The organism is Nitrospirota bacterium (assembly GCA_015233895.1).
In the GTDB taxonomy this organism is placed as follows: Bacteria; Nitrospirota; Thermodesulfovibrionia; order Thermodesulfovibrionales; family Magnetobacteriaceae; genus Magnetomonas.
In genome coordinates this window covers 1-16,744 of record JADFXG010000029.1, presented here as the reverse complement: position 1 = coordinate 16,744, position 16,744 = coordinate 1, and the positions used below count along the sequence as shown (strand labels likewise).

Genomic DNA, 16,744 nt, shown 5'->3' with positions numbered 1-16,744 from the left:
ACAGATGGAATTCAGGCTGCACTTACGAATTTGGTAGTTGGTGTTTTAAAAATGGATTTATACTTACCGGACTCCGGTTCGTTAAAGTCCAAGAGGTTTGTGGTTAAATCTCTGAAGGACAGGCTTAGAAACAAGTTTAATGTATCGGTTGCTGAGGACGGCAATGACTTATGGCAAAGGGCATCTCTATACTGCGCCTGCATATCAAACGATGTAAAGCAAATACACATCACGCTGGAGAGTGTTAAGAATTTGACGGAAAAACAACCCATGGCGGAACTACTGGACTATTCGGTGGAGATAAATTAATGCACCCTTTTAAGCGCGCTCAACGGGTGTCAGGGTCACTGCGTGAAGACATTGCCCATGTGGTTCTGACAAAAATAAAGGACCCCAGGCTTGGCTTTGTAACTATTACCGATGTCTCAGTGGCCGAAGACCTGAAGTCGGCAAGGGTGTTTGTCAGCATTCTTAAAAAGGAGAATGTTGAACAAAGTCTTAAGGTATTAAACTCAGCTGCAGGGTTTATAAGAAAAGAGATATCAAAAACCCTGAGTATGAAAGTTATACCGGTGTTGAGCTTTTTTGAGGATAAATCCATGCTGTATGGATCCAAAATAGATAAAATATTTGAAAAAATACACGGAGATAATCATGAATCCACCAGAGAATCTGATTAAAGAAATTCAGGCAGCACAGCGATTTTACATAGTGCCGCATGTGTTTCCGGATGGAGACGCTGTGGGGTCAGCGCTTGCCCTTGCAGAGGCCCTTGAGTCATTGGGTAAGGAGGCGTCAGTAAAATCCAGAGACCCTCTGCCCGTCCAGTATCGCTTTATGCAAAAAGCAGAGAGATTTTCAAACGATTTTAATTTCCCGGAGGCACAGTCCTCAGTTCTTATCATAGTGGATTGCAACACTATTGAACGAACTGGCCTAAAGGACGTAAAATTTAAAAAAACACTGGTAATAGACCATCACCTGATGGGAGACTTAGACTATGAAACGGTAACTGAAGCAACTCCGGCTGATGCTGACACTAATCACTTTAGCGATGCTCACTGGATAGTGTCCAAAAGTCCGGCAACAGGGCTTCTTATATACTATTTACTCGATGCTCTTTCAGTTAAGATAACGGAATCCATGGCCGAAAACATGTACCTTGCTATCTCTTTTGACACAGGCACCTTTCGGTACTCAAACACGTCGGCTGACTCTCTTGTCGTCAGTGCCAAACTTATTGGCCTTGGCGTGAGTGCATCATACATAGCTGATAAACTTTATAATAACTGGTCAGAGGCCAAATTTCTGCTCTTTAAACAAATGATGTCCACAATTGAGGTTCACCTTGCTTCAGTGTCAGTAGCGGTAGTGACAGACAGTATGTTTAAGGAAACCGGCGCTTTGGGCGAGGACACTGAAAATTTTGTGAATTTCCCTTTAATGGTTGACTCGGTAAAGGTGTCGGTGTTTTTCAGAGAGTACAGTCCGCAGAAGTGGAAAGTGTCTCTTCGGTCGCAGGGCGGCATAAATGTGGCTGCAGTAGCAGGTAACTTTGGCGGTGGCGGACATAAAAACGCAGCCGGATACAGAATTTCCGGCACTCTTGATGAAATTAAAGGGATGTTGCTTGAAAAGTTGAAGAAAGCTCTGTAACTGACACACTACAATTATGGATTTGGTGATAAACCTTAATAAACCCTCAGGCATAACAAGCCACAGCGCTATACAGAGGCTAAAGTATGCTATAAAAGCAAAAAAAGTGGGACATGCCGGCACACTGGATCCCTTAGCCGAGGGCGTACTTATTGTAATGGCTGGCAGAGCGACAAAACTCTCAGGGTACTTTACCGGTTTTAATAAAGAATACGTGGCAACAATTAAGCTTGGCACTGCTACAGATACCCTCGACAGAGAGGGGCGGGTAATCAGGGAGACGCCTGTAGCCGCTGATGTCTCAGAGCGTATAGAGACAGCGCTCAGCCGCTTTACCGGCACAATAGAGCAAACGCCGCCCATGTTTTCCGCTCTTAAGTTAAATGGGCAGCCACTTTACAAACTTGCCCGGCAGGGCATTGAGATTGAAAGAGCCAAACGCACCGTAACCATATACGAACTTCAACTGGTTGGTTTTGAAAGTCCTTTTTTAACCATCCGGGTGCTCTGCTCCAAAGGAACATATATCAGAGCGCTTGCCTCGGATTTAGCAGAGGAACTGGGAACCTGTGGACACATACATAGTCTTATGCGAACACGGATAGGGAACTTTACAATTAACGACTCATTCCAATTACAAACAACTGAGACTGAAAACAGGGGGATTTATTCGATGGATAGAGCACTGTCCCATCTTGATGAGATAACACTAGATGAACATGATATGAGAGACTTCTTAAATGGCAAAATTACTAAAATTTTACCGGCCTCCGATACCGGTGATATTTTTTACAAGGTCAAAGATTCCAGTGGAGCACTGATTGCAATTGCTAAAATGCACGACAATGGGATAAGACTACAGACATTGCTCAGCAGCAGACAAAATAGTTAAAGCTGTTTTTTGATATTTTTTGTTAAGTGATTATAAAAAAATAGAAAAAACACTTGACAAGACTAATAAATTATGTAAAAATGCAGAATGTTTGATTTACTGGGCAGTAAGTCGCTCCTGGGGCTAGACATAGGCTCCTCTTGTATTAAGGCTGTGCAGTTGAAAGAGACACGGGAGGGATATGAGTTAGAGCAGTTTGATTACGTGGAAATTGCCCCGTCTGTGATAGTGGAGGATTCTATTGCAGACAGCGCCAAGCTTGTGGAGGCAATAAAGGAACTCATTAAAAAGATCCGCATAAAGAGCAAAAATGTAGTAATATCACTTTCTGGCCATTCCTCAGTTATAATTAAAAAAATAATGCTGCCTGAGATGACTGAAGATGTACTAAATGAAAATATTCGCTATGAGGCCGAGCAGTATGTGCCGTTTGGCATAGAGGATGTAAACCTTGATTACCAGATACTGGGACCTGCCGAGGAACAAGGGCAGATAGATGTTGTGCTGGTAGCCGTAAAGAAGGATTTTTTAAACGGCTATGTAAATGCTGTAAGAGAGTCAGGCCTCAACCCCGTAATTGTGGATGTGGATGCCTTTGCACTGGAAAACATGTTTGAGCTTAATTACAAAGTTAAGGGAGAGGAACCTAAAAACATTGCAATAATAGACGTAGGAGCATCAAAGACGACGTTAACTATACTGAAAAACGGGGTATCGGTCTTTACTAAGGACAGCTCAATCGGCAGTATATTACACACGGAGTCCCTCATGAGAGAGTTTAAACTGCCTTATGAGACAGCCGAGCGCCTGAAGCGCGGGGAGTCTGTGGAGGGGGTATCGCCTGAGGACGTTAAATCGGTGCTTTTGAGTGCTAACGATCAGATTATCATGGAGATACGCAGATCACTGGATTATTTCAGCGACTCCCCTGAGATGGAGGCCATAGATGAGATTATGACAGGCGGCGGCGGCAGTCTTGTGTATGGGTTCAGAGACGGGCTCTCTGAGCGTACAGGCTATCATGTAACGGCTGCTAATCCATTTAAAAATATAAAAATCCCGAAAAGCTTTGACCTAAGGCAACTGGATGCAATATCGTCATTAGCTCTGGTAGCTGTGGGCCTCTCTACAAGGAAAATCGGCGACAGATGATAAAAATAAACCTTCTTCCACTTGATGGGAAAGCAAGGAGAAGGAAAAAGGCAGCGGCACCAGTGCCAATGGCTTTGGTGTTGCTGATTGTTGTGTTTTTAGTGTCCTCAGGGGCCGCTCTATATACGTATTTTTACCTTTCAGGGAAGGTCACTAAAATGAAAAAAGACAAGGCTCATAAAGATATCTTGCTTAAGGACTTAAATGACAAATTAGGCGAGGTCAAAAAACTTGGTGAAAAACAGAAAAAGATAGAGGATAACATAAAGGTCCTTGGGCAGTTGACAGCAGCTCAAAGCCTTCCGGTAAAAGTGCTCGACGACCTGTGTAAATTGCTGCCGGAAAATGTTTGGTTTACAAAGTTGGATATAACAGGTAACTTGCTAAAAATTGAGGGGAAAGCCCTGTCTAATGACGATGTGGTTATTTTTGTCGAAAACCTCAAACAATCAAGCCGCTTCAAAGACACCGTGCTGCGCAGAGCAGTATTAGGTTCAACGGTTGAGGGCATAAATTCCGTTGATTTTGCAATTGATACAACAATAAACCAGGATGAGCCCAAAACTGACGCAACGCAAGGAGTTGGTAAACAGTAGTGGAAAAGGTAAATATAGATATTGATAAACTGCCTCAGTGGCAGAAAATATTGATTGTGGTTTTACCTTTTATCCTCATAGCAGTACCATTTTATCTTGTGGTGGTGGGTCCAAAGACCACAGAGATAAGCAAACTGCAAAAGGATATAAAAAGTGTGGATGAGAAAATAGCAAAGGCTCAGAAGCAGGTCGCTAACCTTCCTAAGCTTAAAGAACAGTTGGCTCTGGCCATTAAAGCGTATGCTGAGATAAAAAAACGGCTGCCAGAGGAAAGTGAGATATCGGGTCTTTTGAAGCAGATATCCGATGAGTGTAAACTCTCTGGCCTTGCCATAGGCAGATGGGAGCCGCAGGGCAAGTCGGAGCACCCAAGCGGAATACTGTTTGAGACACGTGTTAAGATTGACATGAGGGGCACATACCACCAACTGGGTGATTTCCTGAGCAGACTGACGTCCCTTGAAAGAATAGTAAATGTATCCCAGATTGTCCTGTCACCTGGTGGTGATGTTTTAAGCATAAACTTAAACGCAAGCACATTTACGTCTAAACCGGAACCGGAGGGAAACTGAAAAAACTGGTAGAAATAGCATTATTGTCAGTACTGGCAGTGATGTTTTTCTTTAAAGGCGTCTCATACGCTGAAACTCCGCAGGGTGAATCTGCTGAGTCCCCGGTGATAGATGTTCCCAAACCGGTGAAATATCAGTACAGTTCGTCCTCCAGGCGTGATCCTTTTATGTCCATCATAACTTTTAACAAAAGGATAAGAGCTGGCACCAAAGAAAACAAAAAAAGACGTGTCCTCACTCCCCTTGAAACTGTCGATTTAGACTCAATCAGGCTTTTAGGGGTTCTTTGCGACACTAAAGGCAAGCAACACGTGCAGTGCTCTGACAGACAAGATGGTGACCCAAAAGAGTATGAATTGTATGGTTTAGTGACAATTACGGGAGGAAAATATTTTGTTGTAAGGAAGGGCATGCCAATGGGGCCAAATGGCGGGGTAGTGTCAAGAATTTACCTAAATAACAGAAATGAAGACAATCTTACCGGAATAGTGGTCAAAGAGGATAGCACAGACCCATACGGACGAGTGATTTCTATCAAGAGAAAAATCAGATTAAGAACCGAGGAGGAGGAGGTTGAGTGGCGGTAATTAGAAACGCTGTCTTAGCTTCTCTGGTGATTTTTTTGTTTTTTGGCTGTGCCTCTGTTGAAAAAAATAATAAGGGTAGTGACTTAGTTGAACAAAACTCTATTATAAGCATAGATGTTTCCGGCCTTAATATAAACGTGGTGTTAGAAAAGCCGTTTACGTATGAGGCTATACCGCAGGAGAGTAAGTCAATAATAAGTGTTTACCTGCCCGGAGTGGCCTCCGGAGCTTTTAAAGGTAAAACTATCACCGGCGGCGAGGGGTCTCCTGCAGTATCTGTTATAGGCTCTAAGAGTGTAGCTTCTGACAATATAACCCCATCTGAAGACAGCACCTTAAAGATACATTACGTTGACGGTTTTACAATTAAGACTCTGTCTGAGGACAATATCCTTAACATAAAAGTACATGCGATTGAAAAAACAGACAAACCTGAAACTGCTGGCATAGGCCAGATAACAGGCAAACTAATTACAGGCATAGAGTTAAAACAGGCAGATGGTGCCGTGGTTTTTGAGGTGAAAGGGGACGGTGCCCTTGTCCCGGATGTGTTTTCTCTTGAGGGACGAATTGTTGTTGATATTCCTGGCGTAAGACTCGCTAAAATGCCCAAACTCAACGTGCAGAGCCCGATAAAAGGAATAAGACACTGGCAGCATAAAGATAAAGTAAGGATTGTGCTGGATTTAACCGATAAGATTAAGTATGATGTACAGCTACTTAGTGACGGGTTCTCGGTGAGGCTCTACCCGCAGGGCAAGGTGGATGTGAGCGCAGCATCAAACACGGAACCGGAGGATTTGCATAAAGAGCCCGCTATAAAAGAGTCAGCGGCTCATGCGCCTGACTTTAAAGACCATCTCATATCGCTTGATTTTGTTGATGCCGATGTTGTCTCCGTTATCAGGCTTATATCTGAGGTAAGCGGCGCCAACATTGTGCTTGACCCTGGTGTAAGCGGTAAGATAACTATACAGCTTAGAGATATGCCCTGGCAAAAAGCTCTCGATCATGTCCTTGAGACTGCGCACCTTGGTAAGACAATCGAAAATGACAACACCATAAGGGTCTCCAGACTGGCAAGCCATGAAGCGGATAGCTATGCAGAGGAGCCTGAGGGGCGTACGATAATAATAAAAGACTTAAACATAACACTCACAGGGCTGGGTGGAGGCTCAAAGACGATAAGAAGGACAAATATCACATCAGAAAATGGCAAACTCTCGCTTGATTTGAATGTGACAGTGGATTCTGCAAAACATTCTGCTAAGAATTCTGCTAAGTCAAAGAGCAAAAAGAAAAAACATCGTAAGAAAAAAAAGGTAGCGGCGTAATGTCCGCGGAGGGTCTCATAATGTGTTTTATATGTGTAATACCAAGTCGCATTCAGAAGCATAACGAGGCGGCAAGGAAAAAGCGACGTAGGCGTACTTTGAGTACGTTGAGGAGCTTTTGACGCATGCCAACAAAATTAGGCAATAGAATGCGGATTGGTGTAAACTGTTTTAGAGTTAATACGTGAGGGAGGTAAAGTGAGAAATATGGGTTTACCACGAAAAGGTATCGGATTATTAGCTGTGGTGTTTGTGTTGTCATTATCTTTGTTTTTTTTGGCTGCTTGTGCATCCAGATTTAGCGTTAAAGAAAAAACGCCGGAGGAACGAGCTGGCGCAAAAGTGATTAAAGCTGTTGATATATATGATTATGCCGTAAGGTTTACAATCTCTTCGGACTTTGATTACACGGTGGCAAGAGACAGCGATCCTTTCAAAATATTTGTTGAATTAAAGGGAGTAGAGCCGGGCCGCTTTACGGAACGTCTTATATCTAAAAAAGATGGAATATCTGAGATAAATTTCCAAACAAAACCCGGACATGTTGTTTCCACAATAGCGGAAATAACCCTGCAGGCTCCTCTTGAGACAACCCACTTTGTAAGCGGTGGCGTATTGACTATAAACGTCTCAAAACAAGCCGGGGGAGACAAAACGGCAGGAGCTAACTCCGATTTTGACGGCCTTATGGAAAAGGTAAGCTCTGAGCAAGCAGAACCTGCTCTTAAAAAGGCCAGCAGTGTAACAGACGTACAGTTTAAGCATGAGGACGGCGCCGTACAGGTGGTCATTAAGGGAGATGGTAAGATGGTTCCTGAGGTTTCAAAGTACGACGACCGTCTTGTTATTGACATTGCAGGGGTTGATTTGAGTGCCATAACGCCCGATAAGGTGGCTGCCCCCGTCAGAAGCTTTAACTGGAGCAAAAAACGCGGTGGTGTTCGGATTGAAATGGTACTTGACAGCGGAACCAGCTCCAAGGTGTTATCGGGCCCTGACAGTCTTACTGTGTCTTTAACAACGGCTGATATGGCTGAGGCCTCAGTAAACAAAGCTTTTGAAATGCCCTCAACTCAGATGGATGACTCTAAAACGGCTGTCGGCAGAAAATTAACTCCGCCTGTCTCTCCAACTGTCACCCCTTTGCAAACCGAACAGGTCTCCTCGGAGACATCAAAACCTGCAATAAATTCTTGCAGCGGCAAACCCCTGCCGTGCAACTCGCAGAGTACGTTGGTGCTGGATTTCCAAAATGCCGATGTGGTGTCGGTCTTTAGACTGCTTGCTCAGGAAAGCGGCTGTAATATTGTGGTGGACACCGGAGTTAAAGGGACAACAACCATGCAGGTGAAAGATGCCCTGTGGTACGAGATTATGCAACTTATACTTAAAACTAATTCACCAGCGCTGGGTTGTGATGTGCAAGGCAATATCATAAGAATAGCCACACGGAGCACTCTTGATGCTGAGCAGAAACAGGAGAATGAGGTAGCAAAGTCTCAAAAAGAATTAAAAGACATAAAAGAAGAGTCCGAAGACCTCGTGACAAAAATATTTCATATAAACTACGCAAAAGTTGATGACGTTAAAGCGTTCCTGAAAACTCAGGAAAACAATATGCTCTCTAAAAGAGGAACGATAACATCAGATGCCAGAACCGGCTCTTTAATCATCAGAGATGTGGCAAGAGTAATGGACGAAATAGATAAAATGATAAAGCGTCTTGACAAACCGACGGCTCAGATACTGATAGAGGCACGAATCGTGGAGGTTTCAAATAACGTGTTGGATACTCTGGGAGTAAGCTGGGGCGGTTACCAAAAGTATAATTCAAAAGACGGCTGGAAATTAGGCACTGGTGTCGCCGGACAGGGCAGTCTCAGTGGCAATTCGTATCTTGCAGATTTACCAACCGCAGTAAGCGGCGTAAGCAGTAGCATAATTATGGGATTTTTAAACGCTCTTGGCACCCTTGGCCTTGACCTCAAACTACAAGCCCTTGAGTCTGCCGATAAGGGTAAGATACTGACCAGTCCGAGGGTTTTAACAATGGATAACCAAAAGGCTACAATATCTCAGGGTGAGAGCATTCCGTATCCTCAAATATCCACCTCAGGTGGAGCAAGCGTGGTTTCAGCTGCTTTTAAAGATGTGACTGTCAACATATCAGTCACACCACAGGTGACGCCGGACAATTCCATCATACTGACTGTAACCATAAGCAAAGAGGACTATGTCAGCATGACCTCAATCGGTGGCTCTGACGCACCCAGAACAAAGAAGATATCAGAGGATACAAAAGCACTCATAAAAAATGGAGAAACACTTGTTCTCGGAGGAATATTTAAACAAGACCTAAAGGAATCTGATGAAGGAACAAAGTGGTTAAAAGATATCCCGATATTGGGTTGGTTGTTTAAAACTGACACGGTAACTAAAAACAACAGTGAATTTCTGATATTCATAACACCAAGGATTCTAAACAGAGAGACAGAGGATGGCACGTCAGGCTAAAGCATGGTTATAAACCAGGAAACATGGTAGGTAATGCCGCATTTAAGAACACTCTCCGGTGGTGAGTCACACGGTAAGGCAATAATTGGCATAGTGGATGGGCTTCCGTCAAATCTGTCCATAGAGGCAGAGGATATAAATGTGGATTTAAAGCGGCGCCAGATGGGTTATGGCCGTGGCGGAAGAATGAAGATAGAGAGTGACCGTGTTGAGTTTCTTTCGGGTGTCAGGTGGGGAAAAACGCTTGGCTCACCCATAACGCTGAAAATAGATAACCGCGACTGGAAAAACTGGGAATCGGGGATGTCTGACGATGCTGCTAAGAGCGGCAGTATTGCAGCTGTAACAAAACCGCGTCCTGGGCACGCCGATTTACCGGGTGTAATAAAGTATGGTTTTAAGGATGTAAGGAATGTGCTTGAAAGGTCGTCGGCACGTGAAACTGCCGGGAGAGTGGCTATTGGAGCACTGTGTAAGAAGTTTATAGGAGAGTTTGGCATAAAAACAGGAAGTTATGTGATAAACATAGGCGGTGTTGGCAGGCGGTATTCCGGAGTTGACACTGCTGACTCTGCTGCGCTTAAGTTGTTATATGAAAGTGCTGAGAAATCTGATGTCCGCTGCCCGTACCCGGAGGATAGTAAGCATATGGTGTGTGCTATTGATGAGGCTAAAGAGCAAGGCGACACTTTGGGCGGAATATTTGAAGTGTTTGCCCTTAATGTGCCTACAGGGCTTGGCAGCCATACGCAGTGGGATAAGCGGCTTGACGGCCTGCTGGCACAATCGTTGATGGCAATTCAGGCCGTAAAGGGTGTTGAAACAGGCCTTGGGTTTGACATGGCAGTGCGCCCCGGCTCTCAGGTCATGGATGAGATATTTTATGAAAAAGACAGTGGCTTTATAAGAAAGACAAATAATTGCGGAGGAGTGGAGGGAGGCATGTCTAATGGTATGCCAATTCTCCTAAGGGGAGCTATGAAACCCATTCCAACCCAGCGAAAACCTTTAAGGTCTGTGGATATAAAGACAAAATCTCCTGTTGAAGCAACATATGAACGCTCGGATGTCTGCGCAGTACCAGCTTGTGCAGTTATTGCTGAGGCAGTAACGGCGATAACCATTGCCGATTTAATGCTCACAAAGTTTGGTGGCGACACTATGGGTGAAACCATCAGCAACTTCAACAAATATATGGAATATGTCAGTGAATTTTAAGAAATATACGGAATGTTAATCCGAAAGATAAAAACTCGTTAAAGAGGTGATGTTATGACAAAAAGAAGCAGGAATTTATTTGTGCTATATTTAGCAATACTGGCTTGTATTGTGTATTTAAGCGGTTGTGGAGGCGGCACAGCAGATAGCGGCAGCTCATCTTCCTCCAGCGGCTCTACAACAACCGTAACAACCACAACCAGCTCTTCTGACAACTCAACCGGCAGCAGTACAACCACAACCTCTGTGGCCAGCAGCACAACCACAACCAGCTCATTAGACAACTTAACAAGCAGCAGCTCAAGCTCCAGCACTACTACCACGACCACCGCTACACCCACTGTATCGTCGTTAACTGATCCTAACTATTCCAGCTGTACAACGGTTGATTTTCGTGGAATTAAGTATGACAGCTTTAAATACTACAATTTCATTATAGTTGGTGACGCAGAGTACTGCAGCGCCACAGATAGCAATAATGTAACTTATTATTTTTATAATAAAACGATTCTGACTTCAACCGATGCTGTTAATTGGAGGTTTAAGGCGGCTCGTACTAATACATATGGCAGCATTGATTATGGGTATGGCACATCCCTCTACGGAGTTGCCTATGGGGCAACCCCATCTTACATAGCTGTCGGTATGCGCGGGTCTTTAATATATTCAGATGATTCCACATCATGGTCATATATAAACGGTGACGATAACACCACTGTTTTCTATGGTGTGGCTTATGCTGGCAATACTTATGTAGCAGTAGGGGCAAACGGAGTAATAAAGACCGTAACCTCAAATGGTATCCCAAATTATGTGACTAATTACAGTAACTGGACTACCGCTAATGTTGCAGGCTGGACACCTCAGAATCTCTACAGAATAGCATACGACAACGCTACCAGTACTTTTTTTGCAGTGGGCGAATCAGGTACGCTCTTAAAGTCAACAAACGGCACAAACTGGAGCTATACGTTCATGGGTAGTATATCAAACCCACTTGCACTTTATGATATTGTACGCGGCGACAATTACACCGGTTTTGTTAAGTATGTAATGGTTGGCGAGGCAGGCACCATATATTCCTCCACAGACGGCAATACCTGGACCTCGCGTAACAGCGGCACTACTGCTAATTTAAACGGTGTAGCCTATGGTAATAATGAGTTCTATGTTGTTGGCGCAAGCGGCACTCTCCTGCATTCTCGTGACGGGGAAACTTGGGATAATAGAACATCCGGAACAACTCATACACTTTTCCAGATAGCTTATGGCAGCGGTAATTTTGTGGCAGTGGGCGAGTACGGAACTGTGGTAGCAATGCCAAGACCCTGAGTCTTGCTATTTGATAGAGGATATAGATTGAAAAACATTGTTTTAACAGGTTTTATGGGAACCGGTAAGACCACGGCAGGAAAGATTCTTGCAAAAGAACTGGGGATGAAGCTTGTGGATGTTGATGAGGAAATAGAGTCAGAAACCGGTATGACTATATGCGATATATTCAAAGAGCATGGGGAGCCCTCCTTTAGAGATAAAGAGACGAGGATGGCTAAAAAGATTTCAAGCGGTGGCGGTGGCGGACTTGTCATATCAACCGGAGGCGGAATCGTACTCAGGGAGGAAAATATAGCCTGTTTAAGGCAAAACGGTTTGATAGTTTGTCTTATGGCAACCCCTGAGACCATACTCCAGAGGACAAAAGATTCCACAGACAGGCCTCTTCTTAAAGTAGAAAACCCTTATGAAAAAATCAAAGAACTGTTAAACCAGCGGGATGAAAAATATCGCAATGCCGACATAACCATAGAAACAGACGGTAAGAGCCCCATGGAGATAGCTCAAGAAATTATAGAGCACTGGAAAGCGGTGCGCTGAGCTCTGTGTGAAGGAAACCCTGTGTTTAGAATTAGGGCCAAGAAGCTACGAGATAGTAATAGCCGGCGGCTCTATAGATACTTTAGGACAGAGACTGTCAGAGCTCAAAGTGGGGCAGAGGGTCTTTGTAATAAGTAATCCTTTTGTTTTTTCTTTGTATGGCGGTAGGGTTATAAATTCACTTAAAGAAGCGGGGTTTAGTACGGGCTTTGTGCTGATTCCTGATGGTGAGGAGTTTAAGGACCTCAGTTGGTTGTCTTACATTTTAACAGAGTTGCTTAAAGGCGGTCTTGACAGAAAATCAGCTCTTGTAGCGCTTGGCGGTGGTGTTATTGGGGACATGACAGGCTTTGCCGCCTCTATTTATATGAGAGGCATCGATTACATTGCGGTACCGACAACGCTTCTTGCTCAGGTGGATAGCTCTGTAGGCGGAAAGACCGGAGTGAATCATCATCTTGGTAAAAACATGATTGGCACTTTTTATCAGCCTCGTCTTGTGCTTATAGACACAGATACACTACAGACCCTTCCGGAACGTGAGACGATAAGCGGCATCGGGGAGGTAATAAAGTACGGAGTAATCAAAGATAAAGATTTCTTTAGTTATTTAAAAAATCACAGGGAGCAGATTCTAAGAAAAGAAGACTCTGCACTGACTCACATAATCAAGCGCTCATGCCAGATAAAGGCCGAGGTGGTGTCTTTTGATGAGAGAGAATCAGGGCTCAGAGAGATATTAAACTTTGGCCACACAATTGGCCATGCCATTGAAACGGTTACCGGCTACACGAGGTATCTGCATGGGGAGGCTGTGGCAATAGGTATGAATCTTGAGGGGAAACTATCAGTAAAATTAGGGCTTATTGATGAAAAGCAATCTTATGACATTATGGATTTGATAGAAAGTTACGGCTTACCCGCCACAATTACATCGCAGAAACTCAGTGTCAATTCGCTGCTGAATGCGATGAGTTATGATAAGAAGGCAGAGAGCGGGAACCTGAAATTTGTATTGCCAGAAAAAATCGGAACTGTAAAGGTACTAAAAGGTATAAATCGTGAAGACATTGCCTCGGTGTTAAAGGGCTGAAAGGGATAGGATATAATGGGATTCGTTGATTCGCTAAAGACTGGCCTTAAAAAGACGCGAGAAGCGCTTTTTATGGACGTTGAGACGCTTTTTTCAGGCAAAGCGGTAACAGAGGAAACTATAGAGGCTTTTGAGGAAATCCTTTTTACCTCTGACATAGGGGTTAAATCAACAACGGAGATAATAGAGGGGCTTAAAGAGGAATATAAAGCCGGTAAAATAAAAAAGACAGACGATATAAAGGTTTTCTTAAAGAACACGATGACTGCAATACTGGGAATGCCTCAGCCGTTTGTGCTCTATAGAGAGAGGCCGTTTGTGGTGTTTTGCCTTGGGGTAAACGGGGTGGGAAAAACCACAACAATAGGCAAGCTTGCTATGAAAGCAGTCTCAGAGGGGCATTCGGTAATTCTTGCCGCAGCGGATACTTTCCGGGCTGCGGCCATCGAGCAGTTGGATGTTTGGGCAACAAGAGCAGGGGCTTCAATCGTGAAACACCAGCATGGATCTGACCCAGCGGCTGTTGCGTATGATGCTGTAGAGGCAGCAAAGGCCAGAGGTATTGATCTTGTAATAGTGGATACGGCTGGAAGACTGCACACAAAAACTCATCTGATGGAGGAGTTAAAAAAGATAAAGCGTGTGATAGGCAAATCAGTCCCAGGCGCCCCGCATGAAACTCTTCTTGTGCTTGATGCCACAACGGGCCAGAACGCACTTAGCCAGGCAAAGCTTTTTAATGAGGCAGTTGGTATAACCGGTATAGCGTTAACCAAGATGGACGGCACATCCAAAGGTGGAATTGTACTTGCTATAAAAAAAGAGCTGAATATCCCTATTCGATTGATAGGAGTTGGAGAGAAAATAGGCGATTATCAGGATTTTATACCTGGGGAATTTGCATCAGCGTTATTTGACTGACACAGTTAAAGAGTTTTCTACAGAGAGAGAGTACCGCCAATTACAGGCTCTTGTATACGGCATCCCGATATAATTTCTTTTTAGAGGTATTGAGTTTTTGAGTATTTAGAGTATATACTAATTTGGTCTTAATGAGGCGGTGTAGCTCAGGTGGTCAGAGCATGCGGCTCATATCCGCAGTGTCCGGGGTTCAAATCCCTGCACCGCCACTTGTTTTAGCCTAAAGCCAAGCCAGTATTCACGCCACTCTACGGGGATTATACCCGTAAATGAGTAGGTCACAAAATAGGGCACATTTTCATGTAAAACTCTACTGGGTGATGCATGAAAAATACTAAATACCTCACCAGTTACAATGGGAACTACTATTTTAGGATTAGAGTACCCAAACGACTGCAATCATATTTTAAAAGCAAATTTATAAAAAAAGCGATTGGAACAAAGGATATCAAAACTGCTAAAATTATATGTAGCGTGGGGGGTGCCAAAGCAGTGAAACTATTTGCACTTTCAAATATTATGGATAAAGAAGAGATAAATAAGGCTTTCACTGACTTCATGAAAAATGACTTCGGTTATTTTGAGAAAGGTAATGGCGATAGTATTCCACAAGCCGAAATAACTGAAGATATAGATAACAACCGTATAAAAGAAATTGCAAGGGATTTCTTTAATGGTTATCTCAAGCATAACGATGATAAACCCACTAAAATTGATAATCCTAAAGTGACATTACCCTTGCAATTAGAGATTAGAGACTTACGGATAGATATTCTGAAAAGAGATATATCCTCAAATGAGTTAAAATTAGCGGAAGGCTATACCTTTAATTTCTTAGAGAGACGTAACATAAATTTAGATAAGAATTCCGAAGCATATAAAAAGTTAATCCGAGAAATGGGTAAGGCGCTCATTGAAGCCTTTAAAATAGAAAAGGAACGTGTATCAGGTAATTTTAATAACCCACACGATAATATTTTACAGAATTTACTCGATAACCCAATAGAACAAGAACAAAGGGTTATTACAACACCTTCAAAACTTAAAAAGCCTGAGAAACACCTTACAGACGTAATAGCCGAATTCTTTAAAGAAAAAGTAGCACAAGTCGCATGGAGTGAAAAGAATGAGTACGAACTAAAGATATTTTATAAAGACTTACCAGAAATTATAGGTAATAAGCCAATTTTAGACTACACAAAGACAGATTTTACAGATTATATTGAATTATTAAAGAAAATGCATGGATATTCTGGAAAACCCATTGGAGAAATCGTTGAATTGGTTAGGAATGGCACTTTAAAAAGCAATAAAACACTGAGCGAGACAACCATCAGAAAATATTTGGTACAGGTTAATATGGTATTTGAGTATGCCAGACAAAATGCTTATATCACCACTAATTATTGTGTCAAAATTAAAAAGAAAGATAAAAGAAAGGATAATGAAGAGCGAGATGTATATGATGCTACTGATTTGAAAGCACTTTTTAATTCACCCATATATACAGATAAGAAAAATGCATTATTGTATCCTGAAAGATGGTGGATACCCATAATCGCATTATATTCTGGCATGAGACTGAATGAAATTGCACAACTATACAAAGAAGATATAATACAGATAGGAGGTATCTGGTGCTTTGATATTAATGATGAAAAAGATAAAAACACCAAAACTAAGAGCAGCAATCTAATTGTGCCGATTTCACCAGTCATTATAGGTTTGGGGTTTTTAGATTTTATAAACTCATTTGAACATGAAAGAGTTTTTAAAAATCTGTTTAAAAAGAGAGACGGATATGCACATTATTTTACAAGGTGGTACAATAAATACAACAGAAAATATGTAACGAAAAATGAAAAACGTGTATTTCATTCGTTCAGACATACCTTTATTGACAACTTGAAGCAACAGGGCCTCGATAAAGGTGTAAGAAGTGAACTTGTTGGACACTCTACTGGTTCTATTACTGATGGCAGATACGGTAAGATTATAATGTAAAATTGAAATTTGAATATATCAAAAAACTGAATTATGATGTTGAACTGTCTGTAAGTCACTTTTTAAAACGCGTTGGGAAGTGATGAGGAAGTAATTTTATGTGGATACAGATTAAGTCGTTCATAAACTGTACTGAACACCATTTAATCGTACAGTGGTTATAAAACTCCCGCCTGAACTGTAAGACAGGTCAGGCTGTTTGCAGGGATAAATTCATTAAACTGTGTCAAGTCTGAAACTCCGTCACACAGTGATATCCAATATTAGCCTGCCCTCGAAAAATAAAGCAGGTTGAGAAATAGTTTGGCTCCAGTTTCTTAAAGGCTGGCT

The 16,744-nt window shown here is 42.7% G+C and carries 16 protein-coding genes and 1 tRNA gene; all 17 read left to right on the top strand.

Features of this window, described 5'->3' with window-relative positions; all coding sequences use genetic code 11:
* Positions 1–30: 30 nt before the first annotated feature.
* A complete protein-coding gene (locus HQK88_14245; GenBank protein MBF0617962.1) occupies positions 31–309 on the top strand; it encodes a DUF503 domain-containing protein in 279 nt (92 codons plus the stop codon).
* Positions 309–680 carry a 30S ribosome-binding factor RbfA gene (gene rbfA, locus HQK88_14240; GenBank protein MBF0617961.1) on the top strand — a complete coding sequence of 124 codons (372 nt, stop codon included), beginning with the start codon at positions 309–311 and terminating at the stop codon, positions 678–680. Before HQK88_14245 ends, rbfA begins: the two co-directional genes overlap by 1 nt.
* A complete protein-coding gene (locus HQK88_14235; protein ID MBF0617960.1) occupies positions 655–1,656 on the top strand; it encodes a bifunctional oligoribonuclease/PAP phosphatase NrnA in 1,002 nt (333 codons plus the stop codon). Before rbfA ends, HQK88_14235 begins: the two co-directional genes overlap by 26 nt.
* A 16-nt stretch (positions 1,657–1,672) precedes the next feature.
* Complete coding sequence (gene truB / locus HQK88_14230; GenBank protein MBF0617959.1) at positions 1,673–2,548, top strand: tRNA pseudouridine(55) synthase TruB; 876 nt, start codon at positions 1,673–1,675, stop codon at positions 2,546–2,548.
* An 87-nt stretch (positions 2,549–2,635) separates the two neighbouring features.
* Complete coding sequence (gene pilM / locus HQK88_14225; GenBank protein ID MBF0617958.1) at positions 2,636–3,700, top strand: type IV pilus assembly protein PilM; 1,065 nt, start codon at positions 2,636–2,638, stop codon at positions 3,698–3,700.
* Positions 3,697–4,296, top strand: coding sequence for a PilN domain-containing protein (locus tag HQK88_14220; GenBank protein MBF0617957.1), 600 nt, complete (start codon positions 3,697–3,699; stop codon positions 4,294–4,296). The genes pilM and HQK88_14220 overlap by 4 nt, the downstream gene beginning before the upstream one ends.
* Positions 4,296–4,868 (top strand): type 4a pilus biogenesis protein PilO, encoded by a 573-nt coding sequence (pilO, locus tag HQK88_14215; protein MBF0617956.1) that lies wholly within the window; start codon positions 4,296–4,298, stop codon positions 4,866–4,868. Before HQK88_14220 ends, pilO begins: the two co-directional genes overlap by 1 nt.
* 23 nt (positions 4,869–4,891) lie before the next feature.
* Positions 4,892–5,455 carry a hypothetical protein gene (locus tag HQK88_14210; protein ID MBF0617955.1) on the top strand — a complete coding sequence of 188 codons (564 nt, stop codon included), beginning with the start codon at positions 4,892–4,894 and terminating at the stop codon, positions 5,453–5,455.
* Entirely contained in the window at positions 5,446–6,789 is a 1,344-nt protein-coding gene (locus HQK88_14205; protein ID MBF0617954.1) for an AMIN domain-containing protein, read from the top strand. The genes HQK88_14210 and HQK88_14205 overlap by 10 nt, the downstream gene beginning before the upstream one ends.
* Before the next feature lie 207 nt (positions 6,790–6,996).
* On the top strand, positions 6,997–9,303 hold the full coding sequence (gene pilQ, locus HQK88_14200) for a type IV pilus secretin PilQ (GenBank protein ID MBF0617953.1): 2,307 nt from the start codon (positions 6,997–6,999) through the stop codon (positions 9,301–9,303).
* 33 nt (positions 9,304–9,336) lie between these two features.
* The gene (gene aroC, locus HQK88_14195; GenBank protein MBF0617952.1) at positions 9,337–10,521 is read left to right on the top strand and encodes a chorismate synthase; all 1,185 of its coding nucleotides are present in this window, start codon (positions 9,337–9,339) and stop codon (positions 10,519–10,521) included.
* A gap of 54 nt (positions 10,522–10,575) precedes the next feature.
* On the top strand, positions 10,576–11,853 hold the full coding sequence (locus HQK88_14190) for a hypothetical protein (GenBank protein ID MBF0617951.1): 1,278 nt from the start codon (positions 10,576–10,578) through the stop codon (positions 11,851–11,853).
* 27 nt (positions 11,854–11,880) lie between these two features.
* A complete protein-coding gene (locus HQK88_14185) occupies positions 11,881–12,396 on the top strand; it encodes a shikimate kinase (protein MBF0617950.1) in 516 nt (171 codons plus the stop codon).
* 7 nt (positions 12,397–12,403) lie between these two features.
* A complete protein-coding gene (locus tag HQK88_14180; GenBank protein ID MBF0617949.1) occupies positions 12,404–13,489 on the top strand; it encodes a 3-dehydroquinate synthase in 1,086 nt (361 codons plus the stop codon).
* 15 nt (positions 13,490–13,504) lie between these two features.
* On the top strand, positions 13,505–14,410 hold the full coding sequence (ftsY, locus tag HQK88_14175) for a signal recognition particle-docking protein FtsY (GenBank protein ID MBF0617948.1): 906 nt from the start codon (positions 13,505–13,507) through the stop codon (positions 14,408–14,410).
* A 135-nt stretch (positions 14,411–14,545) separates the two neighbouring features.
* Positions 14,546–14,619 (top strand) — tRNA-Met (locus HQK88_14170).
* A 115-nt stretch (positions 14,620–14,734) separates the two neighbouring features.
* Positions 14,735–16,414, top strand: coding sequence for a site-specific integrase (locus HQK88_14165; protein MBF0617947.1), 1,680 nt, complete (start codon positions 14,735–14,737; stop codon positions 16,412–16,414).
* The last annotated feature ends 330 nt before the right edge of the window (positions 16,415–16,744 follow it).